Origin of the sequence: Brachybacterium sp. NBEC-018 (assembly GCF_024860185.1) — a bacterium.
In the GTDB taxonomy this organism is placed as follows: domain Bacteria; phylum Actinomycetota; class Actinomycetes; order Actinomycetales; family Dermabacteraceae; genus Brachybacterium; species Brachybacterium rhamnosum.
The window spans coordinates 3,490,088-3,513,970 of the sequence record NZ_CP100650.1 but is presented as its reverse complement, the minus strand read 5'-3'; the positions used below and the strand labels follow the sequence as shown (position 1 = coordinate 3,513,970).

24 protein-coding genes are annotated in these 23,883 nt (G+C 73.3%); 16 read left to right on the top strand and 8 right to left on the bottom strand.

Translation table 11 applies throughout. The features are described 5' to 3' along the window. Window positions 1-15: 15 nt before the first annotated feature. Genes NLU66_RS15985 through NLU66_RS15975 form a run of 3 tightly spaced genes read right to left on the bottom strand, consistent with a single transcriptional unit; the run spans window position 16 to window position 4,081 of the window. On the bottom strand, window positions 16-2,115 hold the full coding sequence (locus NLU66_RS15985) for an ABC transporter ATP-binding protein (RefSeq protein WP_259360589.1): 2,100 nt from the start codon (window positions 2,113-2,115) through the stop codon (window positions 16-18). Then, a complete protein-coding gene (locus tag NLU66_RS15980) occupies window positions 2,108-3,088 on the bottom strand; it encodes an ABC transporter permease (protein ID WP_323374428.1) in 981 nt (326 codons plus the stop codon). The genes NLU66_RS15985 and NLU66_RS15980 overlap by 8 nt, the downstream gene beginning before the upstream one ends. A 3-nt stretch (window positions 3,089-3,091) precedes the next feature. Beyond that, window positions 3,092-4,081 (bottom strand): ABC transporter permease, encoded by a 990-nt coding sequence (locus NLU66_RS15975; RefSeq protein ID WP_259360588.1) that lies wholly within the window; start codon window positions 4,079-4,081, stop codon window positions 3,092-3,094. Between the two features lie 341 nt (window positions 4,082-4,422). Between NLU66_RS15975 and NLU66_RS15970 the strand changes: the two genes are divergently transcribed. Beyond that, complete coding sequence (locus NLU66_RS15970) at window positions 4,423-5,535, top strand: ThiF family adenylyltransferase (protein ID WP_259360587.1); 1,113 nt, start codon at window positions 4,423-4,425, stop codon at window positions 5,533-5,535. A gap of 19 nt (window positions 5,536-5,554) precedes the next feature. Here the strand turns inward: NLU66_RS15970 and NLU66_RS15965 are convergent, their stop codons facing one another. After that, the gene (locus tag NLU66_RS15965; protein ID WP_259360586.1) at window positions 5,555-5,815 is read right to left on the bottom strand and encodes a MoaD/ThiS family protein; all 261 of its coding nucleotides are present in this window, start codon (window positions 5,813-5,815) and stop codon (window positions 5,555-5,557) included. A 2-nt stretch (window positions 5,816-5,817) separates the two neighbouring features. Beyond that, window positions 5,818-6,909 carry a GTP 3',8-cyclase MoaA gene (gene moaA / locus NLU66_RS15960; RefSeq protein WP_259360585.1) on the bottom strand — a complete coding sequence of 364 codons (1,092 nt, stop codon included), beginning with the start codon at window positions 6,907-6,909 and terminating at the stop codon, window positions 5,818-5,820. Between the two features lie 124 nt (window positions 6,910-7,033). Between moaA and glp the strand changes: the two genes are divergently transcribed. From glp to NLU66_RS15935, 5 genes are all read left to right on the top strand, one after another. Beyond that, entirely contained in the window at window positions 7,034-8,317 is a 1,284-nt protein-coding gene (glp, locus tag NLU66_RS15955) for a gephyrin-like molybdotransferase Glp (RefSeq protein ID WP_259360584.1), read from the top strand. Then, a complete protein-coding gene (gene moaC, locus NLU66_RS15950; protein ID WP_259360583.1) occupies window positions 8,317-8,808 on the top strand; it encodes a cyclic pyranopterin monophosphate synthase MoaC in 492 nt (163 codons plus the stop codon). The genes glp and moaC overlap by 1 nt, the downstream gene beginning before the upstream one ends. Further along, entirely contained in the window at window positions 8,805-9,353 is a 549-nt protein-coding gene (locus NLU66_RS15945) for a MogA/MoaB family molybdenum cofactor biosynthesis protein (protein ID WP_259360582.1), read from the top strand. The genes moaC and NLU66_RS15945 overlap by 4 nt, the downstream gene beginning before the upstream one ends. Window positions 9,354-9,370: 17 nt before the next feature. Beyond that, window positions 9,371-9,808, top strand: coding sequence for a molybdenum cofactor biosynthesis protein MoaE (locus NLU66_RS15940; protein WP_259362608.1), 438 nt, complete (start codon window positions 9,371-9,373; stop codon window positions 9,806-9,808). Between the two features lie 69 nt (window positions 9,809-9,877). Continuing rightward, window positions 9,878-10,732, top strand: coding sequence for a metallophosphoesterase family protein (locus NLU66_RS15935; RefSeq protein ID WP_259360581.1), 855 nt, complete (start codon window positions 9,878-9,880; stop codon window positions 10,730-10,732). Between the two features lie 44 nt (window positions 10,733-10,776). Here NLU66_RS15935 and NLU66_RS15930 read toward each other — a convergent pair whose 3' ends face one another. Beyond that, on the bottom strand, window positions 10,777-10,950 hold the full coding sequence (locus tag NLU66_RS15930; protein ID WP_168198124.1) for a hypothetical protein: 174 nt from the start codon (window positions 10,948-10,950) through the stop codon (window positions 10,777-10,779). 368 nt (window positions 10,951-11,318) lie between these two features. On the opposite strand from NLU66_RS15930, the gene groES reads away from it, so the two are divergent. The 7 genes from groES (at window position 11,319) to guaB (ending at window position 20,074) form a co-directional block, all read left to right on the top strand. Further along, window positions 11,319-11,615: a co-chaperone GroES gene (groES, locus tag NLU66_RS15925; RefSeq protein ID WP_137771436.1), complete on the top strand. Its 297-nt coding sequence runs from the start codon at window positions 11,319-11,321 to the stop codon at window positions 11,613-11,615. 3 nt (window positions 11,616-11,618) lie between these two features. Further along, a complete protein-coding gene (gene groL, locus NLU66_RS15920; protein WP_137771435.1) occupies window positions 11,619-13,205 on the top strand; it encodes a chaperonin GroEL in 1,587 nt (528 codons plus the stop codon). 342 nt (window positions 13,206-13,547) lie between these two features. Further along, entirely contained in the window at window positions 13,548-15,827 is a 2,280-nt protein-coding gene (gene betT / locus NLU66_RS15915; RefSeq protein WP_323374427.1) for a choline BCCT transporter BetT, read from the top strand. A gap of 139 nt (window positions 15,828-15,966) precedes the next feature. Beyond that, on the top strand, window positions 15,967-16,656 hold the full coding sequence (locus tag NLU66_RS15910; RefSeq protein ID WP_137771434.1) for a hypothetical protein: 690 nt from the start codon (window positions 15,967-15,969) through the stop codon (window positions 16,654-16,656). After that, the gene (locus NLU66_RS15905; RefSeq protein WP_259360580.1) at window positions 16,653-17,654 is read left to right on the top strand and encodes a pseudouridine synthase; all 1,002 of its coding nucleotides are present in this window, start codon (window positions 16,653-16,655) and stop codon (window positions 17,652-17,654) included. The genes NLU66_RS15910 and NLU66_RS15905 overlap by 4 nt, the downstream gene beginning before the upstream one ends. Then, complete coding sequence (locus NLU66_RS15900; protein ID WP_259360579.1) at window positions 17,651-18,475, top strand: hypothetical protein; 825 nt, start codon at window positions 17,651-17,653, stop codon at window positions 18,473-18,475. Before NLU66_RS15905 ends, NLU66_RS15900 begins: the two co-directional genes overlap by 4 nt. 99 nt (window positions 18,476-18,574) lie before the next feature. Continuing rightward, window positions 18,575-20,074 (top strand): IMP dehydrogenase, encoded by a 1,500-nt coding sequence (gene guaB / locus NLU66_RS15895; RefSeq protein WP_259360578.1) that lies wholly within the window; start codon window positions 18,575-18,577, stop codon window positions 20,072-20,074. An 18-nt stretch (window positions 20,075-20,092) separates the two neighbouring features. Here guaB and NLU66_RS15890 read toward each other — a convergent pair whose 3' ends face one another. Further along, on the bottom strand, window positions 20,093-20,518 hold the full coding sequence (locus NLU66_RS15890; RefSeq protein ID WP_259360577.1) for a VOC family protein: 426 nt from the start codon (window positions 20,516-20,518) through the stop codon (window positions 20,093-20,095). Window positions 20,519-20,638: 120 nt separating this feature from the next. Here NLU66_RS15890 and NLU66_RS15885 point away from each other — a divergent pair, with 120 nt between their 5' ends. The 3 genes from NLU66_RS15885 to NLU66_RS15875 all read left to right on the top strand — a co-directional run bounded on the left by NLU66_RS15885 (window position 20,639) and on the right by NLU66_RS15875 (window position 23,167). Beyond that, window positions 20,639-21,358, top strand: a complete 720-nt coding sequence (locus NLU66_RS15885) for an exonuclease domain-containing protein (protein ID WP_259360576.1) — start codon at window positions 20,639-20,641, stop codon at window positions 21,356-21,358. Between the two features lie 40 nt (window positions 21,359-21,398). After that, a complete protein-coding gene (locus NLU66_RS15880) occupies window positions 21,399-22,508 on the top strand; it encodes a GuaB3 family IMP dehydrogenase-related protein (protein ID WP_259362606.1) in 1,110 nt (369 codons plus the stop codon). 71 nt (window positions 22,509-22,579) lie between these two features. Further along, entirely contained in the window at window positions 22,580-23,167 is a 588-nt protein-coding gene (locus NLU66_RS15875) for a GNAT family N-acetyltransferase (RefSeq protein WP_259360575.1), read from the top strand. Between the two features lie 43 nt (window positions 23,168-23,210). Here the strand turns inward: NLU66_RS15875 and NLU66_RS15870 are convergent, their stop codons facing one another. Then, window positions 23,211-23,798, bottom strand: a complete 588-nt coding sequence (locus tag NLU66_RS15870) for a hypothetical protein (RefSeq protein ID WP_259360574.1) — start codon at window positions 23,796-23,798, stop codon at window positions 23,211-23,213. Window positions 23,799-23,883: the final 85 nt, after the last annotated feature.

The following is a 23,883-nucleotide window of genomic DNA, read 5'->3' as shown; positions in this document are numbered from 1 at the left end:
GGGTGGGATGCTGCGTCAGGCGCTGGTCACGGACGACTGGGAGGCGGCGTCGACGGTGTCGAGCCGGGAGATGGAGTCCACGTGGTGGCAGGCCACCCGTGAACCCCCGTGGAGCACGGGGACCGGGTCCTCGCCGCGGCACCGCTGCTGCTTCCCCTCGGGGAGGAGCGAGATCAGCGGGCACCGGGAGGCGAAGTTGCAGCCGGCGATGTCCTCCGCCGGGCTGGGCTGGTCGCCGGCGAGGATGATCCGGCGGCGCGTGCGCTCGACCTCGGGATCCGGGACCGGCACCGCGCTCATGAGCGCCCGCGTGTACGGGTGGCGCGGCGAGGCGTAGACCTCCGCGACCGGGCCGTACTCGACGATGCGCCCCAGGTACATGACGGCGATCGTGTCCGCGATCTCGCGGACGATCGCCAGGTCGTGGGCGACGAACAGGTAGGACAGGCCCAGCTTGTCCCGCAGGTCCTCGAGCAGGTTGACGACGCCCGCCTGCACCGACACGTCCAGCGCGGAGACCGGCTCGTCGAGCACGAGCACCTTGGGCTCCGTGATGAGCGCGCGGGCGATGCCGATGCGCTGACGCTGCCCGCCGGAGAACTCGTGCGGGTAGCGGTCCGCCATCTCGGGGTCCAGGCCCACGAGCTCGAGCATCTCGGCGACCTTGCGCTGGCGCTCGGCGCGCGGCACCTTGTGGACCGTCAGCGGCTCGGCGACGATGTCGCCCACCGGGAGCCGCGGGTCCACCGCGGCCATCGGGTCCTGGAAGACGATCTGCACGTCCTTGCGCATCGCGAGGCGGTCCGCCTTGCTGAGCTTCGAGACGTCGTGACCGGCGACGTGGAGGCTGCCCGCCTGCGGCGCGGTGAGCTCCATGAGCTCGAGGCTCGTCGTCGACTTCCCGGAGCCGGACTCGCCGACGAGGCCGAGGGTCTGGCCGGGCAGGACCTCGAAGTCCACGCCGTCCACGGCCTTGACCGTGCCCACGGCGCGCCGGAACACGGCGCCCTTGTACAGCGGGAAGTGCTTGACCAGGCCCTTCGCGGAGACCACGGGCTCGGTGTCACGGTCCTCGAGGACCTCGCGCTCGTGGAACGGGGGCCTGGGGAAGATGTCCACGGGGCGCAGCGTTCCCGCGGCGATCTCGTCCGCACGATGGCAGGCGACCTGGCGGCCGGTGCCGTCGGTGACGAGCAGCTGCGGCTCCGCCTCGCGGCAGCGATCCTGCGCGGCGGGGCAGCGGGCCGCGAAGGGGCAGCCCTGGGGGAGCTTCGCGAGGTTCGGCGGGCGCCCCTCGAGCGGCACGAGCCGGCTGGTGCCGGCCGTGAGCATGTTCGGCACCGAGCGCAGCAGGCCCATCGTGTACGGCATGCGCGGGGCGGAGAAGATCTCGTCCACGGGGCCCGTCTCGACGAGCTTGCCCGCGTACATGACGGCGACCCGGTCCACGTTGCCGGCGACCACGCCGAGGTCGTGCGTGATGAGCACGACCGAGGCGCCCGTGACCTCCTTGGCCTTCTGGAGGACCTCGAGGATCTGCGCCTGGATCGTCACGTCCAGGGCGGTCGTGGGCTCGTCGGCGATGATCAGCGAGGGGTCGTTCGCCATGGCGATCGCGATCATCGCGCGCTGTCGCATGCCGCCGGAGAACTCGTGGGGGAACGCCTTCACCCGGCGCTCCGCGGCGGGGATGCCGACGATCTTCAGCAGCTCGACGGCCCGCTTGTGGGCGAGGTCGCCGCTGATCCCCTTGTTGTGCAGGGTCAGGGCCTCCTCGATCTGCTGGCCCACCGTGTAGACGGGGGTGAGCGCGGAGAGCGGGTCCTGGAAGATCATCGCCATCTCGCGGCCGCGCAGCCGGGAGAGCTGCTTGTCGCCCATCCCCAGCAGCGACTGCCCGCGGAAGGTGATGTCCCCGGTGATCTTCGCGGAGGAGGGCAGCAGACCCATGACGGCGAGCGAGGAGACGGACTTGCCGGAGCCGGACTCGCCGACGATGCCGAGGAACTCGCCCTCGGCGACCGAGTAGTCGACGCCGCGCACCGCGCGGACGTCGCCGTTCGCGTTCGGGAAGGAGACGGTCAGGTCCTTGACCTCGAGAAGGGGCTCAGGCACGGTTCACCTCACTGGTGGGATCGATCGCGTCGCGCAGTCCGTCGCCGATCAGGGCGACGGCCGTGAGGAGCGTGACGAGGAAGCCGGCGGGGATCAGGAACAGCCACGGCCGGGAGACGGCGGCGCTCGTGCCGTCCTGCAGGAGCGTCCCGAGGGAGACGTCCGGCGCCTGGATGCCCAGGCCGAAGTAGGACAGCGAGGTCTCCGCGAGGATCGCGGAGGCCACGCCGAGGGTGGCGTCGATGATCAGCAGCGAGGCGACGTTGGGGATAATGTGGCGGCGCAGGATGGTCAGCGTGCCGACCCCCATGTAGCGGGCCGCCTTGACGTACTCCCTCTCCTTGAGGGACTTCGTCTGGTTCTTGACGATCTGGGCCATGATCATCCAGCCGAACAGGCCGATCGCGACGACCAGGATCACCCAGCTCATCGAGGACAGCAGCGGCGAGATGATCATGAGGACGTAGAACACCGGCAGCACGAGCAGCAGGTTGATGACCCAGTTGGTCGCGGTCTCCACGAAGCCGCCGAGGTAACCGGCGAGGGAGCCGATGAAGGCGGCGAGCACGGTCGCGAGAGGCGCGGCGAGGAAGCCGATCAGCAGCGACTTGCGCAGCGCCTCCGTCATCGAGGCGTAGAGGTCCACGCCGATCGCGTCGGTGCCGAAGAAGTGCTGCCCGCTGGGCTTCGCGTTGAAGCTGTACGGGTCCTGCTGGCCGAGCTCGTAGATGTTCAACAGGTCGCCGAACAGGGCGAAGAGGACGATCAGCGCGAGGATCACGGCGCCGATCCAGAAGTTCGGCTTGCGCCGCAGGCGACGCCAGACGAGGCGGCCGCGGGAGACGGGACGGTAGGCCTTCTGGGCCGCGGAGCCGGCGCCCACGCCGGCCTCGTCCGCGAGGGAGGCGGTGGGCTCGAGGTCCGTGGGGAGGTCGACGGCCTGGTCGGTGGGAGGGGTCGGAGTCATCGACATGGGTCAGACCCTCACTCTCGGGTCGAGCGCCGCGTAGAGGACTTCGGAGAGCGTGGAGCTGATCAGCAGCAGGATCGCGGTGAAGCAGACGGTGCCCGCGAGGGCGTTCACGTCGGACTGCTGGACCGCCATGATCCCGTACTGGCCCATGCCGGCCCACGAGAAGATGATCTCGAGGAAGGCGGAGCCGGAGACGAGCGTGCCGAAGTTGTACGCGAAGTAGGTGGACATGGGGATGAGGGCCACGCGCACGCCGTGCTTGACGAGGGCGTGGGTGCGGGTCGCGCCCTTGGCGCGGGCCGTGCGGATGAAGTCGCTGCCGAGCACGTCGAGCATGACCGCGCGCTGGTAGCGCGAGTAGCCGGCGGCGCCGAACAGCGCGAGCGCGATGGTGGGCAGCAGCAGGTGCACGCCCTTGTCCATGAGCTGAGGCCAGAAGCCCGTGATGCCGGGGGTGTAGGCGCCCGTGAAGCGGATCAGCTGGTGACCGGTCGCGTTGTTGAAGTTCGTCGCGAGGATCTGCAGGATCACGCCGCCCACGAAGGTGGGGGTCGAGATGAGGATGAACGAGGCGTAGGAGACGATCTGGTCCGAGGCCTTGTACTGGCGCACCGCGCCCCACACGCCGAGGACCACGCCGAGGATCGCCGCGATGATCGCGCCCACGAGCAGGAGTCGCAGGCTCACGCCGGCCCGGGAGAAGATCTCGGAGATGACCGCGTTGTTGCCGAGGTCGTGCCCGAGCTTGTCCGGCAGCGGGTTCGTGACGATGCGCTCGATCCACCACCAGGTCCGCAGGAGGACCGGGTCCTTGTCGTTGATGCCGTATCCGGTGAGGATGCTGTCGATCGAGTCCTCGGGGATCGGGGGGTTGCGCCCCAGGTACCGGCGCCGAGGATAGAAGAACGTGGACGCGGCGATGTAGACGAACACCGTCGCGAGCGCCGTGAGGATGGCGTAGTTGACGAAGCGTCGCAGGATGTAGCTGGTCACGCAGCGGCTCCTCGTCGTGCACGCGCTCCACCGATGGTGCGGTCGACGTCACTGGACCCGACCGCGGGGCGATCGGGGAGCCGTCCCGACGGGGGCGGTGAGAAGGGGTGGAGCACGAGAGGGTCCTCACGGATCGGAAGGTGGTTCCCGCTTCGGCGCGGGACCTGTCAGTAAGTTGTGGAGACTGTATGCCGAGTCACAGGGTGTTCAGCGCCAGATCGAGAGGCCATGGCCGAATCGTTATCGAGGGACACGGAAGCGCCGGTGAGAGCGACGTGCCTCACATGGTGGACGGAGATGGCGGAGCGGGAGCGGACGTGCAGGGCAAAAGTGCTGGACAGGTGTCGGAACAGGGTGCGCTGGGGCCCCGCTACACCCGGCAGCGCCGGCTGCCCGAGCTCGGCGACGCGGGCCAGGAGCGGCTCGCGACCTCCCGAGCGGTCGTGATCGGCGCCGGCGGCCTGGGCGCCCCGCTGCTGTCCTATCTCGCCGCCGCCGGCATCGGCTCGCTGACGGTCGTGGACCCCGATCTCGTGGACCTCACGAACCTCCACCGCCAGGTGCTGTTCACCCCGGCGGACGTCGGCCGCGCGAAGGCGGAGGTCGCCGCGGAGCGGCTGACCCTCCAGAACCCCGAGGTCGAGGTGCGGGCGGTGGTGGACGCGGTGACCCCCGCGACCGCGCTCGACCTGCTCGCCGGCCACGACCTCGTCCTCGACGGCAGCGACAACTTCCCCACCCGCTACCTCGCCTCCGATGCCTGCGAGATCCTCCGCCTCCCGCTCGTGTGGGGCTCGATCCTCGCCTTCTCCGGGCAGGTGGCCGTGTTCCGCGCCGACGCCTGCGGCCCCACCTACCGCGACCTCCACCCCGTGCCCCCGCGACCCGGCGAGGTGCCGTCCTGCGCCGAGGCCGGCGTGCTCGGCATGCTGTGCGGCGTCATCGGCTCGACCATGGCGCTCGAGGCCGTCAAGGTGCTCACCGGCATGGGGGACCTGCTCCAGGGGAGGGTCGCGCTCTACGACGCGCTGCGCTCGCGCTGGGACGAGCTGCCGCTCGCCCGCGACCCCTCCCGCGCCGCCGTGACCGCGCTCGAGGACCTGCGGGTGACCTGCGCGCTCCCCGGTCCCTCGGGGCCCGCGGGATCCGCGGCGGCGCCCGAGGTGCTGCCCGTGGAGCTCCCGGCCCTGCTCGCCGCCGGGGTGCGGGTGATCGACCTGCGCGAGAGCACGGAGATCGCCGAGCGCGGCGCCGTCGCGGGCGCGGAGCACGTCCCGCTCGCGGAGCTGCTCGCGCTCACGGGGGAGGCGCGGGCCGCGCTCGAGGGGGCGGTGCTGCTGTGCGCGGGCGGCACGCGCTCCGGCAGCGCCCAGCGGGTGCTCGCCGAGCACGGCGTGGGCGTGCGCTCCCTGCGCGGCGGGGCAGAGGCCCTGCGCGCCCTCCGCACGCGCTGACGCGGCCGCAGCGGCGGGCTCAGCCGCCCGCGAAGGGCGGGAGCACGTCGATCCGGTCGTCGTCGGCCAGCGTCCTCCCGGGATCGGTGCAGGCCACGGCGTTCACGAGCAGGCTCGAACGGCCCACCACGGTGCGGGCCTCCGCGGAGGCCCCCTCGAGCAGGTCGGCGATCGCCGCCCCGACGGTCGCCCCGTGCACGGTCGCGTCGTCGGCCCCGTAGGCCGCCGCCGCCCCGGCGAACAGCCGCACCCGGATCGCCGGGCTCCCTGCTGCGCTCATGCTCATCCTCCGATCGCGCTCATGGGCCGCTCGGGCGGCACGAAGTCCGCCCGGTCCATGCCGTGCCCGGCCTTCTTGCCCCAGTGGGCGGCGCGCCAGAGGTCCGCGACCTGCGCGTCCGTCGCGCCGGAGCGCAGGGCCGTGCGCAGGTCCGTCTCCTCCCGGGAGAACAGGCACGTGCGCACGCTGCCCTCCGCGGTGAGCCGGGTGCGGCGGCAGTCCGCGCAGAAGGGCTCGGTGACCGAGGCGATGATCCCGAGGCGCCCCCGGTGCTCCCCGCCGTCCCGGGCGGCGACGTCGAACAGCTCCGCGGGGGCGCCCTCGCGGGCCACCGGCGCGGGGGAGAGGACGAAGCGCTCGTCGAGGATCTCCCGCACCGCCCCGGCGGTGACCATCGCGCCGCGGTCCCAGGCGTGGTCCGCGTCCAGCGGCATCTGCTCGATCACGCGCAGCTGGAGGTCCCGCTCGAGGCACCAGGCCAGGAGGTCCGGCAGCTCGTGGTCGTTGACGCCCGGCAGGATCACGGCGTTGATCTTGATCGGGGAGAGCCCCGCCGCCCGCGCCCCGTCGATGCCCTCGAGCACGCGGTGCAGCAGGGGCCGGCGGGTGATGCGCTCGAAGGTCTCGGAGACCACCGTGTCCAGGGAGACGTTGATCCGGTCCAGGCCGGCGGCGGCGAGTCCGGCCGCCCGATGGTCCAGGCCGATCGCGTTCGTGGTGAGCGAGAGCTCGGGCCGCCCGGGCAGGGCCGCGCAGCCGGCGAGGATCTCCTCGAGGTCCGGGCGGGTGAGCGGCTCCCCTCCGGTGAAGCGCACCTGCTCCACCCCCAGCTCCTCGACGCCGATCCGCACCAGGCGGACGATCTCCTCCGTGGAGAGCAGCTGGTCGCGCCTCAGGAAGGTGAGCCCGGACTCCGGCATGCAGTAGCTGCAGCGCAGGTTGCAGAAGTCGGTGAGCGAGACCCGCAGGTCCGTCGCCGCGCGGCCGAAGCGGTCCACGAGGGCGGGGGAGGCGGGGCGGTCGGAGACGTCCGGCAGGGCGCCGCGGGGGTCGGTGCGGCGGGGCACGGGGATGCCGAGCGCGATGCGGGCCATGCGGCGGCTCCTTCCGTGGCGCGGGACGGCGGGCGTCCCTCCAGGATAGGCCGGGCGCTACCCTCGGTGGTGGCCCGCTCATCGCGCCGGATCGGTGAGGAGGCGCCCAGAAGGAGGCCCCGCCATGGCATCGCGCCGCATCCCCCTCGCGGACCACGTGGCGGACGCCACCGCCCTGCTCGCGGGGACCCTGGGGGCGCTGCCCGTGCCGCTCGGCGCCGCGGCCGTGGGGCGCGTGGCCGCGCAGGAGCTGCGCAGCCCGCTCGACGTCCCCGCGGCGGACGTCTCCCAGATGGACGGCTACGCGGTGCGCGCCGCGGACCTCCCCGCCGCGGGCGAGGAGGTCACCCTTCCGCTCGGGGGCATGATCGCCGCCGGCGACCTGCCCGGCGAGCTCGCTCCCGGCACCGCCCGCGCGATCATGACCGGCGCGCCCGTCCCCGCCGGCGCGGACCTCGTGGTCCCCGTCGAGGAGAGCGCCGGCGGACGCTTCGTCCTCGGTGGGTCCGGCAGCGCCGACGGTGCCGACGGCGGAGCGGGCTCCGTGGCGCTGATCCCGCTCGAGACCGGGCCCGGGCGCTACGTCCGTCCCCGCGGCTCCGCGACCCGCCGCGGGGACACGATCCTGCGCGAGGGGCAGGTGCTCACCCCCGGCCGCATCGCCCACCTCGCCGCGTGCGGCGCCCGCGAGGTCGAGGCCCGCACCCCGCCGCGCGTGCTCGTCCTCTCCACCGGCAGCGAGGTCGCCCCCGCGGGCGGGGACCCCGGCCCCGGGCGCACCCACGACGCGAACGGGCCCGGCCTCGCCGCCGCGCTCGCCGAGGCCGGCGCCGAGGTCGTCGCGACCGCCGCCGTGCCGGACGATCCCGCCCTCCTGCTCGAGCGCCTCCACGCGGAGCTCGGCCGCACCGATGCGGACCTGATCGTCACGAGCGGCGGCGTGAGCCAGGGCGCCCGCGAGGTGGTGCGGATGGCCGCCCAGCACGCGGACGTGACCCTCGCCTTCCCGACCCTCGCCCTCCAGCCCGGCGGGCCCCAGGGCATCGGCACCCTGCTCCACGAGGGACGCCGCGTCCCCTGGATCGCCCTGCCCGGCAACCCCGTCTCCGCGCTGCTGAGCTGCGAGCTGATCCTGCGACCCGCCCTCGGCGCCCCACCCCGCCGGCGCCTGCGCCTCCCGCTGCGGCTCGAGGACCCCTCCCGCCCCGAGCCCTCGCCCGCCCACCTGCTCCAGCACCGCCGGGCGCGCGTGCTCCCCTCGGGCCAGGTGCGGCTCGTGGGCGGCCCTGGCTCCCACCTCGTCGCCGCGCTCGCCGCCGCGGACGCCCTCGTCGCCGTGCCGGTCGGCACCGACCTCCTCCACGACGGCGACCTCGTGGAGACGATCCTGCTCACGGAAGGCTCCTGATGACCCGACCCGACGGCCTCTCCCATGTGCGCGCGGACGGCTCCGCCCACATGGTCGACGTCACCGACAAGCCCGTGACCTCCCGCGAGGCGACCGCCCGCGGGCTCCTGCGCACGCGGCCGGACGTCCGCGAGCGGATCCTCGCCGGGGACCTCCCCAAGGGCGAGGCGGTGCCCGTGGCCCGCATCGCCGGGATCATGGGCGCGAAGCGCACGAGCGACCTCGTGCCGCTGTGCCATCCGCTGCCGATCTCCGGCGTCACCGTCGACGTGGTCCCCGCGGGGGAGGACGCCCTCGAGATCACCGCCCGGGTGCGCACCACGGGCGTCACCGGGGTGGAGATGGAGGCGCTCACCGCGGTGAGCGTGACCGCCCTGACCCTCTACGACATGATCAAGGCCGTGGACCGGGAGGCGAGCATCGAGGGGATCCGGGTGCTCGCGAAGTCCGGGGGCCGCAGCGGCGACTGGCGCCGCGAGGAGGAGCGATGAAGGAGATGCCCGCCCGGCGCACCGACGCCGACTGCTCCGCCCGCGACGGGGACGCGCCGCCGCCCGCGCTGCGCGGCCGGGCCCACGTGGTCGTCGCCTCGACCCGCGCCGCCGACGGCACCTACGAGGACCGCACCGGCCCGCTGCTCGTCTCCTGGCTCGAGGGCCGGGGACTGGATCCCGTCGTCCGCGAGGTCGTGGCCGACGGCCCCGAGGTGGGCGCCGCGATCCGCCGGGGCCTCGACGCGGGGGCCGACGTGGTCGTCACGACCGGCGGCACCGGCATCGGCCCCGGGGACGTGACGCCCGAGCAGACCGCGCCCCTCATCGAGCGGGAGATGCCGGGCGTGCTCGAGGCGGTGCGCCGGCGCGGGGAGGCCGCCTCGCCCGCGGCGCTGCTCAGCCGCGGCCTCGCCGGCATGGCCGGCCGCTGCTTCGTCGTGAACCTGCCGGGATCCCGCGGCGGCGTGAAGGACGGCATCGCCGTGCTCGACCCGATCCTCGACCACCTGCTCGAGCAGCGCGACGGGGCGGGGCACGCGTGAGCGCCGGCGATCCCGCGATGGGCGAGGCGGTGGAGCGCCTCCGGCACGCCGCGGTGACGACCGCGGTCATCGACGTCGCCGCGATGGTCGAGGCGGTCGCCGATCCGCGCTGCGGCGCCGTGGTCACCTTCGACGGCGTGGTCCGCGACCACGACGAGGGCAGGGGCGTCACGGCGCTCACCTACACGGCGCATCCGTCGGCCGAGGAGGTCCTCGCGCAGGTGGCGACGGGGATCGCGGAGCGCTTCCCGGAGGTGCGCCTCGCGGTGGCGCACCGTCACGGACCGCTCGCGATCGGGGACAGCGCGCTCGTCGCCGCGGTCGCCGCCGCGCACCGCAAGGCGGCCTTCGCGGCGTGCGACGCGCTCGTGGACGAGGTCAAGGCGCAGGTGCCGATCTGGAAGCACCAGCGGTTCACCGACGGCTCCGACGAATGGGTCGGGGCGCTCGGCTAGAGGATCCGCGCGCCCGGGTCGGGTGCTCCCGTTCACCCGCGGGACACCCCCGCTCGCTACGGTGCCCGCATGCGCATCCTCCAGATCACGGACACCCACCTCTACGGCGACCCCGCCGCCCGCCACTACGACCGCATCGACACCGGCGCGGCGCTCGAGGGCCTGCTCGCGGCGCTCGGCCCGATCGGTCCCGTGGACGCCGTGGTGCACACGGGGGACGCCTCGGAGGACGGCACGGAGGAGTCCTACCGGCGCCTGCACGCGATCCTCGACCCCGTCGCGGAGCGCCTCGGCGCGCCGCTCGTGGTGACGATGGGCAACCACGACGTGAGCGCGGCCTACGCGGCGGTGCGGGGCCCGGGGGCGCGCGGCACGGAGGTGCAGGACCGGGTGCACGCGCTCGCGGGCGGCGGGCGCGTCGTGGTGCTCGACTCGAGCCGGCCGGGGGCGGGCTACGGGGAGCTCACGGCGGAGCAGCTGGACTGGCTGCGCGGCGTGCTCGCGGAGCCCGCGGCGGGCGGGACCGTGCTCGCGATCCACCACCCGCCGCTCGTGGCGGCGACGCCGCTGCTGCGCAGCCTCGACCTCGAGCCGCTCGACGAGCTCGCGGGGGTGCTCGCGGGGAGCGATGTGCGGATCGTGCTCGCGGGGCACTACCACCACGAGATGAGCGGCAGCATCGGCGGGGTGCCGGTGCACGTCGCCCCTGGGGTCACGAACGTGGTGGACCCGCTGGGGGCGGGGGAGAGCGAGCGGGCGCTCGCGCTGAGCGGGGCGAGCCTCGTCGAGGTCGGGGAGGGCGCCCCGCGCGTCGTCACCTCGGTGCTGCCGAGCGCGGGGGACGCGCTCGGGGACGTGACCGTGCCGGTCTACCTGTTCGGGTCGGACCAGGTGCGGGCGATCGCGGAGGCCGCGGGGCGCTGAGCCCCGCGTCCGGCACTCAGCGGTCGTCGATCAGCGACGGGCGGTCAGCGGCCCAGGCCGAGGGGGCTCACGCCCTGGGAGGTGCGGGCCTGGGTCACGGCGGCGACGTCGCCGCCCATGCGGTTGCCGACGACGGCGTTGTGCCGCTCGACGTCCTGGCCCTGCATGCGGTCGGCCATGCGGCCGAGGGCGGTGGAGAGGCTGCGGAGGAAGGTCATGGGGGTCTCCTGGTGGATCGGTCCTCGTACGGGCCGCCCGGGGTCTCCGGTGCGGCCGTGTCCCTCTTGTTGTACGCGGGCGCGGACGGGTCGTCACGGGTTCCGTCATGTCCAGTTGCCAGGTTCACAATAAGTGTGTGACCTGGGGCGCAGAGGAGTTCGCCGGGGGCGGACGTCCGGCCGTTAGCACTCGTCTTGCATGAGTGCCAGGACGGTCCTAGAGTGGTCCCGTTGGCAGTCGAAGGCCGAGAGTGCCAGAGGCTGCCGTGAGGGTCCCGTCCCGGTCGGCACCGCGACGACGTCCAGGACACCGGGTCCCTCCGCCCAGAACTCAGCAGAGTCCATTCTTCTATGAAGGAGTGAGCCGCATGTCGGTCTCCATCAAGCCCCTCGAGGATCGCGTCGTCGTCAAGCCGCTCGAGGCCGAGCAGACCACGGCCTCCGGCCTGGTCATCCCGGACACCGCGAAGGAGAAGCCCCAGGAGGGCGAGGTCGTCGCCGTCGGCGAGGGCCGCTTCGACGACAAGGGTGCCCGCATCCCGGTCGACGTCAAGGTCGGCGACAAGGTCGTCTTCTCCAAGTACGGCGGCACCGAGCTCAAGTACGGCAACGAGGAGTTCCTCGTGCTGGGCGCCCGCGACATCCTCGCGATCATCGAGGCCTGATCCATGGCCAAGGAGATCCTGTACAACGAGGAGGCGCGCCGCGCCCTCGAGCGCGGCGTCGACAAGCTCGCCGACACCGTCAAGGTGACGCTCGGCCCCAAGGGCCGCAACGTCGTCCTCGACAAGAAGTGGGGCGCCCCCACGATCACGAACGACGGCGTCACCATCGCCCGTGAGATCGAGCTCGAGGACCCCTACGAGAACCTCGGCGCACAGCTGGCGAAGGAGGTCTCCACCAAGACCAACGACGTCGCCGGCGACGGCACCACCACCGCCACCGTGCTCGCCCAGGCGCTCGTCCACGAGGGTCTGCGCAATGTCACCTCCGGTGCGGCCCCGGCCGCGCTCAAGCGGGGCATCGAGAAGGCCGTCGAGGCCGTCTCGGAGAAGCTCGGCGAGCTGTCCATCCCGGTCGACGGCAAGGAGCAGATCGCGTCCGTCGCGGCCGTCTCCAGCCAGGACCGCGAGATCGGCGAGCTGCTCGCCGAGGCGTTCGACAAGGTCGGCAAGGACGGCGTCATCACGGTCGAGGAGTCCTCCACGACCGCGATGGAGCTCGACTTCACCGAGGGCATGCAGTTCGACAAGGGCTTCATCTCCCCGCACTTCGTGACCGACGGCGACCGCCAGGAGGCCGTGCTCGAGGACGCCCAGGTGCTGCTGCACCAGGGCAAGATCTCGGCCGTGGCCGACATCCTCCCGCTGCTCGAGAAGGTCGTGGAGGGCGGCAAGCCGCTCTTCATCATCGCCGAGGACGTCGACGGCGAGGCCCTGTCCACGCTGGTCGTCAACCGCATCCGCGGCAACTTCAAGGGCGCCGCCGTGAAGGCCCCGGCCTTCGGCGACCGTCGCAAGGCGATGCTCCAGGACATCGCGGTCCTCACCGGTGCGCAGGTCGTCACCGCGGACCTCGGCCTGGACCTCAAGTCCGTGGGCACCGACGTGCTCGGCCACGCCGGGCGCGTCGTCATCACCAAGGACTCCACCACGATCGTGGGCGGGGCCGGCGACGAGCAGGCCGTGGCCGATCGCGTGGCGCAGATCCGCTCCGAGATCGAGAACACCGATTCCGACTGGGACCGCGAGAAGCTCCAGGAGCGTCTCGCCAAGCTCGCCGGCGGCGTGTCCGTCATCAAGGTGGGCGCCCACACGGAGGTGGAGCTCAAGGAGAAGAAGATGCGCATCGAGGACGCGGTCTCCGCGACTCGTGCGGCCATCGAGGAGGGCATCGTGGCCGGTGGCGGAAGCGCCATCGTCCAGGCGTCCACCGTCCTCGAGGGCGACCTCGGGCTCTCCGGCGACGAGGCCGTGGGCGTGCGCGCCGTGGCCCGCGCCGTCGTCGAGCCGCTGCGCTGGATCGCGGAGAACGCGGGCCTCGAGGGCTACGTCGTCGTCGAGAAGGTGCGCGACGCGCAGGCCGGCCACGGCCTGAACGCCGCGACCGACGAGTACGTCGACCTCGTCGCGGCCGGCATCATCGACCCGGTCAAGGTGACCCGCTCCGCGCTGCGGAACGCCGCCTCGATCGCGGCGCTGGTGCTCACCACCGAGACGCTCGTCATCGAGAAGAAGGACGACGAGGAGGCCTGAGCCCCCTCGCCCCACCGGGACGGCCGGTCGATCCTCGGATCGACCGGCCGTCCTCGTGCGCGCGCCCCTCGTCAACGGGCAATCGCCGGCAACCGCTCCCGCCCGACGGCGGCGGCGACCTCCGTGACCTGCGGTGATGCCGGTGGCGAGGGACATCACCAGTGATCCGCTCCCACCGCCCTGTCCTTCCTGGGAGTTCAGGGATAGGTTGCTGAGAGGTCGGAGCGCGCGGCGAGGGAGCCCGCGGTCCGCCGGTCCTCATCCCGAACCGCTGCCCCACGCCACCCCGTGCCCTGCGTCGCCCGACCGCGTTCGAGTCGACCCAGCACATGGAGGCAGCCCGTGACAGGACCCCAGCAGGAGAGCACCCCGAGCGGGAGGGGCACCGAGCCTCCCGCCCCCACCGCGCACCAGGACCCCCGGGGCCCCGAGCGGGTCGCCGGCGACGCGGTGCGCTCGCGCCTCGGCGCGGAGAGCCGGCTCGAGCGCCGCGAGGAGAAGGAGACGCAGCGGCCCCCGGTGGCCCGCGAGGAGCTCTCCCGCGGTCCCGTCGAGCTCGCCACGCCCTCCGGCGTGCGCGTGAACCGCCGGGTGCTCGGGGTCTCCGCCGCGGTCATCCTCGCCTTCTCGCTCTGGGCGATCCTCGCCCCCGACCAGGCCGCGACCACCATGCACGGCGTGGTCGGCTGGATCGCGGAGGACCTCGGATGGTTCTACGTCCTGACCGTCACCGCGGTGATCCTCTTCGTGCTCTGGGTCGCGCTGTCCCCCGAGGGGAAGGTGCGCCTGGGACCCGACCACTCCCGCCCGGAGTACCGGCTCTTCACCTGGGTCGCGATGCTCTTCGCCGCCGGCGTCGGCATCGACATGCTCTTCTACTCCGTCACCGGCCCGATCTCCCACTTCGTCACGCCGCCGGACGCGGCCCCGGAATCCGCCGCGGCGCTGCAGGACGCCGTGGTGTGGACGATGTTCCACTACGGCGTCGCCGGCTGGGCCATGTACGCGCTGCTCGGCATGGCCATGGGCTACTTCGCCTACCGCTGGGGGATGCCGCTGTCCATCCGCGCGGCGCTCTACCCGCTGCTGGGCAGGCGCGTGCGCGGGGCCGCCGGCGACCTCATCGACGTCCTCGCGCTGCTGGGCACCGTGTTCGGCGTCGCGACCTCGATGGGCATCGGCGTGGTGCTGCTGAACGTCGGCTTCTCGCTGCTGCTGGGCCTGCCCCAGGGGCTGGGCCTGCAGATCGCCCTCGTGGTCGTCGCGGTCGTGCTCACCGTCGCCGCCTGCACCTCCGGCGTGGACAAGGGCATCCGCCTCGTCTCCGAGCTGAACCTGTGGTGCGCGGCCGCACTGCTGCTGTACCTCCTCGTCACCGGGCGGACGGCGTTCCTGCTGAACGCGATCGTGGAGAACGTGGGCCGCTTCGTCGCGACCCTGCCCGGCCGGACCTTCCAGACGATGGCCTACCAGGAGGGCGGCTCCGACTGGATGGCCGGCGCCACCCTCTTCTTCTGGGCGTTCTGGCTCGCCTGGGGGCCCTTCGTGGGACTGTTCCTCGCGCGGATCTCCCGGGGCCGCACCCTGCGCGAGTTCGTCATCGCCGCGATCACCGCACCGGTGCTGTGCGACCTGCTCGTGGTGACGATCTTCGGCAACAGCGCCCTGTCCGTGGTGCTCGAGGGCACCCCGGCGGCCCGTGCCTTCGCGCAGCTCGCGATCGACAGCCCTGAGCAGGGCTGGTACGCGCTGCTGGAGATGTTCCCCGGCGCGGGCTTCCTCATCGGCCTGGCGACGCTCTCCGGTCTGCTGTTCTACCTCACGAGCGCGAACTCCGGCGCGATGGTCATGAGCAACTTCTCCTCGACGATCCCCGATCCCGCCGACGACGGCCCGAAGTGGCTGCGCATCTTCTGGGCGGTGCTCACCGCGGTGCTCACGATCGCCATGCTCGTCGCGGGCGGCGTGACCACGATGGAGTACGCGACCCTCATCTTCGGCCTGCCGGTCACGGTCGTCGCGCACCTCGTCATGGTGAGCTTCTCGAAGGCGCTGCGGATGGAGCGGGCGGAGCGGGAGGGGCGCGTGCTGCGACGTGCGGGAGTCGCCGCCCACGGCGGCATGGCGCCCGAGCGCTCCTTCCGCGAGCGGCTCGCGGACCTGCGCTCCCTCCCGAGCACCCGGTCCGTGGCGCAGTTCGCCGAGGCCACCGTCGGCCCCGCCCTGGCCGACGTCGCGCGCGAGTTCGAGGCCCAGGGGTATCGGGCCGAGGTCTCGAGCGCCGCCGACCCGTCCACCGGCATCACGGTCACCTCCCTGCTCATCGCGATGGACGAGGACCGCGACTTCCTCTACCGGGTCGCCCCGGTGACCACCCCGGCCGCGAACTTCGGGGCCCGGGTGGCGCAGGACCGTGCGACCTACGAGCGGCTCGAGGTGTTCACCCAGAACGGCTCCGAGGGGTACGGCGTCCACGGGCTCAGCCGCACGCGGATCGCCGCGGACGTCCTGGACCGCTACGAGGACCACGTGCGCTACCTCGCCCATGCTCGCGCCGTGGACACGGCGAGCGTGCTCACCCCCGCCGGGGGGCTCCTGGGGGACGACGCCCGCCGGGACTGAGCGCGGTGCGGGCGGGCGGGATCTCGCGGTGACCCCTCCCGCCCGCCCGGACCGTGGCGGTGCGTCCCGGTCGTCAGGGAGGGGACCTAGGATGTGCGGGTCCGATGTGTCCGATCGTTGCGTGGCAGGAGGCGGTTCCGTGGCCGGAGGCCCCCGTGTCGACGAGGAGTCCCTGCCCACCCGGACCTTCTCCCCGCCGGCGATCGTGATCGGGGCGGCCCTGCTCGCCGGCGTCGTCTTCGGCGTGGTCCTCGAGTTCCTCGTCATCGTGAGCCTCATCGGTCAGCGTCTGTGGCACGACCCCGCCCTCGGCCACGACCTCCTGTTCACGCTCCCGCTGCTGCTCTGGGTCGCCGTGCTCGCGGCGACCGTGCTGGGCGTGGTGCGGGTGGTCTCCTCCTGGCTCGAGGTGGACGAGCACGGCTTCCGCCTCCACGGGCTCGTGCGCCGCGACAGCGCCGCCGGCTGGGACGAGGTCGCCAAGGTGCTCGCGATCCGGGAGATCGACCGCGGACTGACCCCCGTCGAGCTGCTCGACGTCCCCGAGACCGCGTACGACGGGATCTACCTCCTCGACGCGCAGGGCCGGCGGATGCTCGCCGTCTCGAGCCGCATGTTCGGCCACCGCGCCCAGCGGATCACCCTCGAGCGGGCGCGCGCCGCCGGCGTCGAGGTCGAGGACATCGAGGTGCTCGCCTTCACCGAGCTGCGGGCCCGGGCGCCCCAGGCGCTCACCGTGCTCGACCGCCACCCGAACCTCTGCCTGGCCCTGCTGGCGCTGTTCTACGTGGGTCACAACGTGCTCACCTTCGTCGTCTGGGGACTGTGAGCGCACCCGGTCCCCGGCCCGGCCGTGCGGCCCGTCGGCGGGCGCGGCGGCCTCCCGCCCCGCTCCCGCAGCGGGACGGCCTGGACCCCGTGCGCTGGAGCGTCCCTCCCGCCTGGGACGGGCCCACCACCGCTCTCGCCGCCCTGCTCCACCGCTTCCCGCCGCTCGCCGATCCCGCAGCCACCCCGATCGCGGACCGGTTCCGGGCCGGGGAGATCATGCGCACCGACGGCACGCCCTGGGCCGCCGAGGACGCCGTGCACCCGGGGGAGGAGCTGTGGTTCCACCGCGAGCTCGCCGCGGAGGAGGTACCCCCGGCGCGGATCCCTGTGCTGCTGCACGACGCGCATCTGCTCGTGGTGGACAAGCCCCACGACATGGCCACCATGCCCCGTGGGGCGCACGTCCGCTCGAGCCTGCTCGTGCGCCTGCGCCGTGAGACCGGCATCGCGGAGCTGAGCCCCCTGCACCGGCTGGACCGGCGCACCGCCGGCGTGATCGCGCTCGGCATCCGCGCCGAGGAGCGCTCCGCCTACCAGCAGCTCTTCGCCGCGCGCGGCGTGCGCAAGGAGTACCTCGCCCGGGTGCGGCCCGCCGAGGGGTCGACGCTGCCGCGGGCGGTGGGGGAGCGGGCGCTGCTCGAGGACCGTCTCGAGAAGCGCCGCGGGGAGCTCACCACCCGGGTGCTGGCCGGGGAGCCGAACTCCTCCACCGAGGTCGAGGTGCTCGCGGCGGAGGGCGACGGCACGCTCCTGCTGCGGCTCGTGCCGCTCACCGGCCGCACCCACCAGCTGCGCGCCCAGCTCTCCTCCCGCGGCGCACCGATCGTGGGGGAGGACCTCTACCCGAGCCCCGCGGAGGCCGCTCGCACGGCAGGCGGCGGAGCCCTCCAGCTGCTCGCCCGCACCCTCGCCTTCACCGACCCGGTGACGGGGGAGGCGCGTCACGTCACGAGCACGCGGACCCTCGGGCCGGGCCCCCGTACGCTGGCACGATGAACGAGAGCGCGCCCGCGGAGGGACCCCCCGAGGAGGCCCCGGGGAGGCCCGACGGGCCCGCGGGGTCGCCCGACGGTCCCGTCGCCGAGCCTCCCGCGCCCCGGCGCACCCGCTCCGGCGCCGTCGTCGTGGGCCCCACCGCGATCGCGCGCTGGCGACCGCTCGCCCTCGTCGGGCTCCCGATCATCGCCCTGCTCCTGTGCCCCTTCGCCGCGACCGGCATCGCCCAGTGGCAGCAGGGCCGCGCCGCCGCCGGCCTCGACGACCTGCTCACCCGGGCCCTCGGCCACGGAGCGCTCCAGCTGCTGGCCGGCGCGATCGTGCTGTGGATCCTCTTCGCGCTGTGGGCCCTCGTCCCGATCCTCGCGACCCACAAGGTGGCCCTGCTCGACGAGGACGCCCGCACGCTCACCCTGCGCCGCGGGCTGCGCACCGCGGGGACGACGCCGCTCGCGCAGGTGGTCTACGCCGTCGGCGAGGCGGAGCGCGGCAGCACCGGTCTCATCGGCGTGGACCGCGGTGGCGAGGAGCCCGAGCGCTGGACGCTGCCCGAGGTCGCCTGGGACGAGGGGTCCTTCGACGGGCTGCGGGTCCTGCAGGCCGCGGCCGGACTGCGGCCCGCCCCGAGCCGGCAGGTGCTCGCCGCCCTCGCGCGACGGAGCCGCCGCGGCGCCGCCCACCGCGAGCTCGCCGCGCGCCTGGGCATGCCCTGGCGGCCGGAGTACGAGGAGGACGAGGCCGCCTTCCGCGCCGAGTTCGACCGCGTGCGCCGGGTGCTCGGCGGCAAGGAGCCGCCGCGCGAGGGGGATCCGCGCCCCTGACCCTCCCCGTCGGCCGTCGCTCACTGCGCCGGGCCGACGTGGCCGGTCCCACGTCTCACGGCCTGCCGCCCCCCGGGAGGCCCCGAGTAGCATCGGTGCATGACGAGCGCGGACCCCTTCGGCTTCATCGGACTGACCTACGACGACGTCCTCCTCCTCCCCGGGGAGACGGACATCATCCCCTCCGAGGTGGACACCAGCAGTCGCCTCACCAAGGAGATCTCGCTGCGGATCCCGCTGGCCAGCGCCGCGATGGACACCGTCACCGAGTCCCGGATGGCGATCGCCATGGCCCGCCACGGCGGCATCGGCATCCTCCACCGCAACCTCTCGATCGAGGACCAGGCCCACCAGGTGGACCTCGTCAAGCGCACCCAGACCGGCCGCATCACGAACCCCGTCACGATCGGCCCCGAGGCGACCCTCGAGGACTTCGACGCCGTGTGCGGCCAGTACCGCGTCTCCGGCCTGCCCGTCGTCGACGAGGGCCTGCGCCTGCTGGGCATCTGCACCAACCGCGACCTCCGCTTCATCCCCGTCGCCGAGTGGGCCACCACCAAGGTCGGCGACGTCATGACCACCGAGCTGTTCACCGCGCCGAGCGACGTCTCCCACGAGGACGCGACCGCGCTGCTGCGGAAGAACAAGCGCGAGCGCCTGCCCCTCGTCGACGAGCGCGGCATCCTCACCGGCCTCATCACCGTGAAGGACTTCGTGAAGTCCGAGCAGTTCCCCGACGCCTCCAAGGACGGCCAGGGCCGCCTGCTCGTCGGCGCCGGCGTCGGCTTCTTCGGCGACTCCCTCGAGCGCGCGGGCGCCCTCCGCGACGCCGGGGTGGACGTGCTCGTCGTCGACACCGCGAACGGCCACGCGCGCCTCGCGCTCGAGATGATCCGTCGCATCAAGGGCGACCCGGCCTTCAAAGACGTCCAGGTGATCGGCGGCAACGTCGCCACCCGGGCGGGCGCGCAGGCGCTCGTGGACGCGGGCGCGGACGCTGTGAAGGTCGGCGTCGGCCCCGGATCCATCTGCACCACCCGCGTCGTCGCCGGGGTCGGCGTCCCCCAGGTCACCGCGATCCACGAGGCCTCCAAGGCCACGAAGCCCGCGGGCGTCCCGCTCATCGGCGACGGCGGCCTGCAGTACTCGGGCGACATCGCCAAGGCGCTCGTCGCCGGCGCGGACACCGTCATGCTCGGCTCGCTGCTCGCGGGCACCGAGGAGTCCCCGGGCGAGGTCGTCCTCGTGGCGGGCAAGCAGTTCAAGGCCTACCGCGGCATGGGCTCGCTGGGCGCCATGTCCTCGCGCGGCAAGAAGTCCTTCTCGAAGGACCGCTACTTCCAGGCCGACGTCGACTCCGACGACAAGATCGTCCCGGAGGGCATCGAGGGCCGCGTCTCCTACAAGGGACAGCTGCGCTCCGTGATCCACCAGCTCGTGGGCGGCCTGCACCAGACCATGTTCTACGTGGGCTCGCAGGACATCACGCAGCTCAAGGAGCGCGGTCAGTTCGTGCGCATCACTCCGGCGGGCCTCAAGGAGTCCCACCCGCACGACATGGCCGCGATCATCGAGGCGCCGAACTACACGGCGCGCTGAGCGGACCTCCCCGCTGAGTCACCCCGCCCGCTGGGCGGGATCCGCCTCGGCGTGCTCGAAGCCGATCAGCCAGAGCACGCCGAAGCGGTCCCGCACCTGCCCGTCGGAGGCACCCCAGGGGCGACGCTGCAGCGGGTCGACCACCTCGCCGCCCTCGGAGAGCGCCGCGAACCAGGTGCGCAGCGTCGTCGGCTCCGCCCTCCCCAGGAGCGCCATCATGAGCCCGCGGGAGGCGAACACCTCGTCCTGCTCGGTCGCGTCCGAGGCGCACACGTCCACCGCGCCGCGCAGCTCGCCGTGGGCGATCGCGTGCGCCGGTCCGTCGGTGCGGGAGAAGTCCTCGTAGGTCGCGAGCACGAGCTCACCGCCGAACACCCGCTGGTAGAGCTCGAGCGCCTCGCGCGCGGTGCCGGGCAGGTGCAGGTACGGGGTGGGCGCGGGCATCGGGATCTCCTCGGGGAGCGGGGTCGGGCGTCCCGTGATCATTCCTCCCCAGCGCGGCGCCGTCCACCGCCCCGGCCGGCGGGGGCGTGGACGGTCGGTGCCGGTGCATAGGCTGGGGGCATGACGACGGACACCGCCTCCCGCTGGATCGACCGGCCCCTGCTCGGCTTCGACACCGAGACCACCGGCACCTCGACGAGCGAGGACCGCATCGTCACCGTCGCCCTCGTCCACTCGGTCGGCGGCGGCCGTGACCAGGAGACCGTCGCGACCTGGCTCATCGACCCCGGTGTGCCGATCCCCGAGCAGGCGGCCGCGATCCACGGCATCAGCACCGAGCACGCCGCCTCCCACGGGATGGCGCCGGCCGTCGCCCTCGAGGAGGTCGCCGCGCTCATCGCGGAGTCCCTCGCGAAGGACGTCCCGCTCGTCGCCTTCAACGGCGCCTTCGACGTGCAGATCCTCGAGAACGAGCTGCGCCGCCACGAGCTGCTGACGGTCGCCGAGCGCCTGGGCCATGACGTCGCTCCGCTCGTGGACCCGCTGGTCATCGACCGCGGTGTGGACCGCTACCGCAAGGGCAAGCGCAAGCTCGTGGACCTCCTCGAGGTCTACGGCGTGCAGCAGGACGGCCGCCTCCACACGGCCGACGTCGACGTCTCCTCGACCCTCGACGTGCTGCGCGCGATGGTCGCCAAGCACCCGCGGCTCGGTGAGTCCTCCCTCGAGGAGCTGTTCCGCCAGGAGATGGAGTGGCACCGTGAATGGGCGGAGAACTTCATCGGCTACATGAAGAAGCAGGGCAAGACGGTCGACGTCAGCACGACCTGGCCGCTGTGATCCCGGCTCCGGGCCGCGTCGCCGGTAGACTCCTCGCGTGATGAACGAGATCGAGATCGGCCGGAACAAGCGCGGGCGCCGCAGCTACAGCTTCGACGACGTGGCGGTGGTCCCCTCCCGGCGCACCCGTGACCCCGAGGACGTCTCGACCGCCTGGCAGGTGGACGCGTACCACTTCGACATCCCCATCTTCGCGGCCCCCATGGACTCGATCATGTCCCCCGAGGTCGCGATCGAGCTGGGGCGCCTGGGCGGTCTGGGCGTGCTGGACCTCGAGGGCCTGTGGACCCGCTACGAGGACCCCACCGCCCAGTACGAGCGCATCGCGACCGCCTCCGAGGCCGAGTCCGTGCAGGTCATGCGCGAGATCTACAGCGAGCCCGTGAAGGGCGAGCTGATCCGCGACCGGATCGCGCAGCTGCGCGACGCGGGCGTCACGGCGGCCGGCTCGCTGTCCCCGCAGCGCACGCAGGAGCACTGGAAGACGGTCGTGGACGCGGGCGTGGACCTCTTCTTCATCCGCGGCACCACCGTCTCCGCGGAGCACGTCTCCTCGGACCGCGAGCCGCTGAACCTCAAGCGATTCATCTACGAGCTCGACGTCCCCGTCATCGTGGGCGGCTGCGCGACCTACACGGCCGCCCTGCACCTCATGCGCACGGGCGCCGCGGGCGTCCTCGTCGGCTTCGGCGGCGGAGCCTCGCAGACCACCCGCGAGACCCTCGGCATCCAGGTGCCGCTCGCGAGCGCGGTGGCGGACGTCGCCGCGGCCCGCCGCGACTACATGGACGAGTCCGGCGGCCGCTACGTGCACGTCATCGCCGACGGCGGCCTGGGCCGCTCGGGCGACCTCGTCAAGGCGATCGCCTGCGGCGCCGACGGCCTCATGGTCGGTGCGGCGCTCGCCCGCGCCGAGGAGGCCCCGGGCCGCGGCCACCACTGGGGGAGCGAGGCCCACCACCCCACGCTCACCCGCGGCCACCGCGTCGAGGTGGGCACGGCGGCGCCGCTCGAGCAGATCCTCTTCGGCCCCTCGATCTCCGCGGACGCCACGACGAACCTCGTGGGCGCCCTGCGCCACGCCATGGCCACCACCGGCTACACGGAGCTCAAGGAGTTCCAGCGCGTCGAGGTCGTCACCACCGCCTGAGCCGCGTCGCGCCGGCGCGGACCGATCCGGACCGAGTGGGAATAGCGGACCGAGTGGACCGAGGAGGCCCCATGGAGCACAGCAGGATCCTCACCCGCGGCCCGGTGCGCCTGCGGCCGCTGAGCGTCGAGGACGCGCCGGCGTTCCGCGCCCTCGTCGACGAGGAGATCTGGCACGGGATGTCCTCCCCGCTGCCCGCGAGCGACGAGGCCATGGCCGAGCACCTGCGCGGGCTCATCGACCGTCCGGGCGGTCTCGCCTTCGCCGTCGAGCGGGAGGGGCGGCTCGTGGGCCGTACCACCCTGTACGACCTCGAGCCGGGGCTGCGCGTCGAGATCGGCAACACGATCTACGCCCGGGAGGCGTGGGGCACCGAGGTGAACCCGATCGCGAAGCTGCTGCTGTTCACCTGCGCCTTCGAGGACCTCGGCGTGGGCCGGGTCGCGCTGCGCTGCGATCACCGCAATGCCCGCTCGCACCGGGCGATCGCCCGGCTCGGCGCCCGCTTCGAGGGCACGCTGCGGGCGTTCCGGCCCGCGGCGGACGGCACCGTCGCCGACGTCGACTACTTCTCGGTGCTCGCCGACGAGTGGCCCGCCGTGCGCCAGGACCTCGAGAACCGCCTGCGGCCCGCGGAGCCGGTGCCCGGCATCGCCTGAGCCGCCCCGCGCCCCGGACGGGGCGCGCGGCGGGAGCGGTGCGTCAGGAGCGGACGCGCGCGATGATCCCCCAGATCAGCAGGGCGATCGCGGCGAGGCCCAGCAGCACCGGGACGAGGATCCCGATCCCGAGGCTCACGAACACCCCCGTCATGCCCATCTCGGAGACCGCGGCGGCGGAGGCGCCCTCGCAGTGGACGGTGAGGGTCTGGTCGGCGGTGACCGAGACCTGCCGGACCACCGTGTACTCGCGGCCGTCGAGCGTCGCGACGAGGCCGTCGGAGGAGACGTCCTCGGCGGAGAGATCGGCCGGGGCCGTGCCGTCGACCGTGCAGGTGGCCGAGCCCGCCTCCTCGGTGGGGACGGCGACCATGATGACGTGCATCGAGGAGGCCTCCACGGTGCCGCCCTGCGGCGAGGTCGCCGTGAGGTCGAGCATCCCCATGGCCGCGATGAGCGAGCCGATGATCCCCGCGACGATCGGCATCACCACGAGACCGATCGCGTTCGCGAGGATCCCGAGCGCGCCGAACACGATCCGCTTCGTGCCGCGCTTCCGCGGCGGCGGCGGGGCGTAGGCGCCGTAGCCGGGGATCTGCTGCTGCGACGGGTACGGGACGGGTGCGGACATCGGCGCTCCTGGGATCGTGCGGTGTCCCGCCAGCGTAGGGCAGTCCCCGGATCCTCGCGCAGGCCACAGCCCGGATGGTGGAGGG

Bases quoted from the DNA above. Each gene is read 5' to 3' on its own strand.
- NLU66_RS15885 (WP_259360576.1), top strand. From the start codon at position 20,639: ATGACGACGGACACCGCCTCCCGCTGGATCGACCGGCCCCTGCTCGGC.
- groES (WP_137771436.1), top strand. From the start codon at position 11,319: ATGTCGGTCTCCATCAAGCCCCTCGAGGATCGCGTCGTCGTCAAGCCG.
- NLU66_RS15870 (WP_259360574.1), bottom strand. From the start codon at position 23,798: ATGTCCGCACCCGTCCCGTACCCGTCGCAGCAGCAGATCCCCGGCTAC.
- NLU66_RS15945 (WP_259360582.1), top strand. From the start codon at position 8,805: ATGAAGGAGATGCCCGCCCGGCGCACCGACGCCGACTGCTCCGCCCGC.
- NLU66_RS15935 (WP_259360581.1), top strand. From the start codon at position 9,878: ATGCGCATCCTCCAGATCACGGACACCCACCTCTACGGCGACCCCGCC.
- moaC (WP_259360583.1), top strand. From the start codon at position 8,317: ATGACCCGACCCGACGGCCTCTCCCATGTGCGCGCGGACGGCTCCGCC.
- NLU66_RS15875 (WP_259360575.1), top strand. From the start codon at position 22,580: ATGGAGCACAGCAGGATCCTCACCCGCGGCCCGGTGCGCCTGCGGCCG.
- NLU66_RS15900 (WP_259360579.1), top strand. From the start codon at position 17,651: ATGAACGAGAGCGCGCCCGCGGAGGGACCCCCCGAGGAGGCCCCGGGG.
- glp (WP_259360584.1), top strand. From the start codon at position 7,034: ATGGCATCGCGCCGCATCCCCCTCGCGGACCACGTGGCGGACGCCACC.
- guaB (WP_259360578.1), top strand. From the start codon at position 18,575: ATGACGAGCGCGGACCCCTTCGGCTTCATCGGACTGACCTACGACGAC.
- NLU66_RS15980 (WP_323374428.1), bottom strand. From the start codon at position 3,088: ATGTCGATGACTCCGACCCCTCCCACCGACCAGGCCGTCGACCTCCCC.
- NLU66_RS15880 (WP_259362606.1), top strand. From the start codon at position 21,399: ATGAACGAGATCGAGATCGGCCGGAACAAGCGCGGGCGCCGCAGCTAC.
- NLU66_RS15890 (WP_259360577.1), bottom strand. From the start codon at position 20,518: ATGCCCGCGCCCACCCCGTACCTGCACCTGCCCGGCACCGCGCGCGAG.
- NLU66_RS15930 (WP_168198124.1), bottom strand. From the start codon at position 10,950: ATGACCTTCCTCCGCAGCCTCTCCACCGCCCTCGGCCGCATGGCCGAC.
- NLU66_RS15965 (WP_259360586.1), bottom strand. From the start codon at position 5,815: ATGAGCGCAGCAGGGAGCCCGGCGATCCGGGTGCGGCTGTTCGCCGGG.
- moaA (WP_259360585.1), bottom strand. From the start codon at position 6,909: ATGGCCCGCATCGCGCTCGGCATCCCCGTGCCCCGCCGCACCGACCCC.
- groL (WP_137771435.1), top strand. From the start codon at position 11,619: ATGGCCAAGGAGATCCTGTACAACGAGGAGGCGCGCCGCGCCCTCGAG.
- NLU66_RS15940 (WP_259362608.1), top strand. From the start codon at position 9,371: ATGGGCGAGGCGGTGGAGCGCCTCCGGCACGCCGCGGTGACGACCGCG.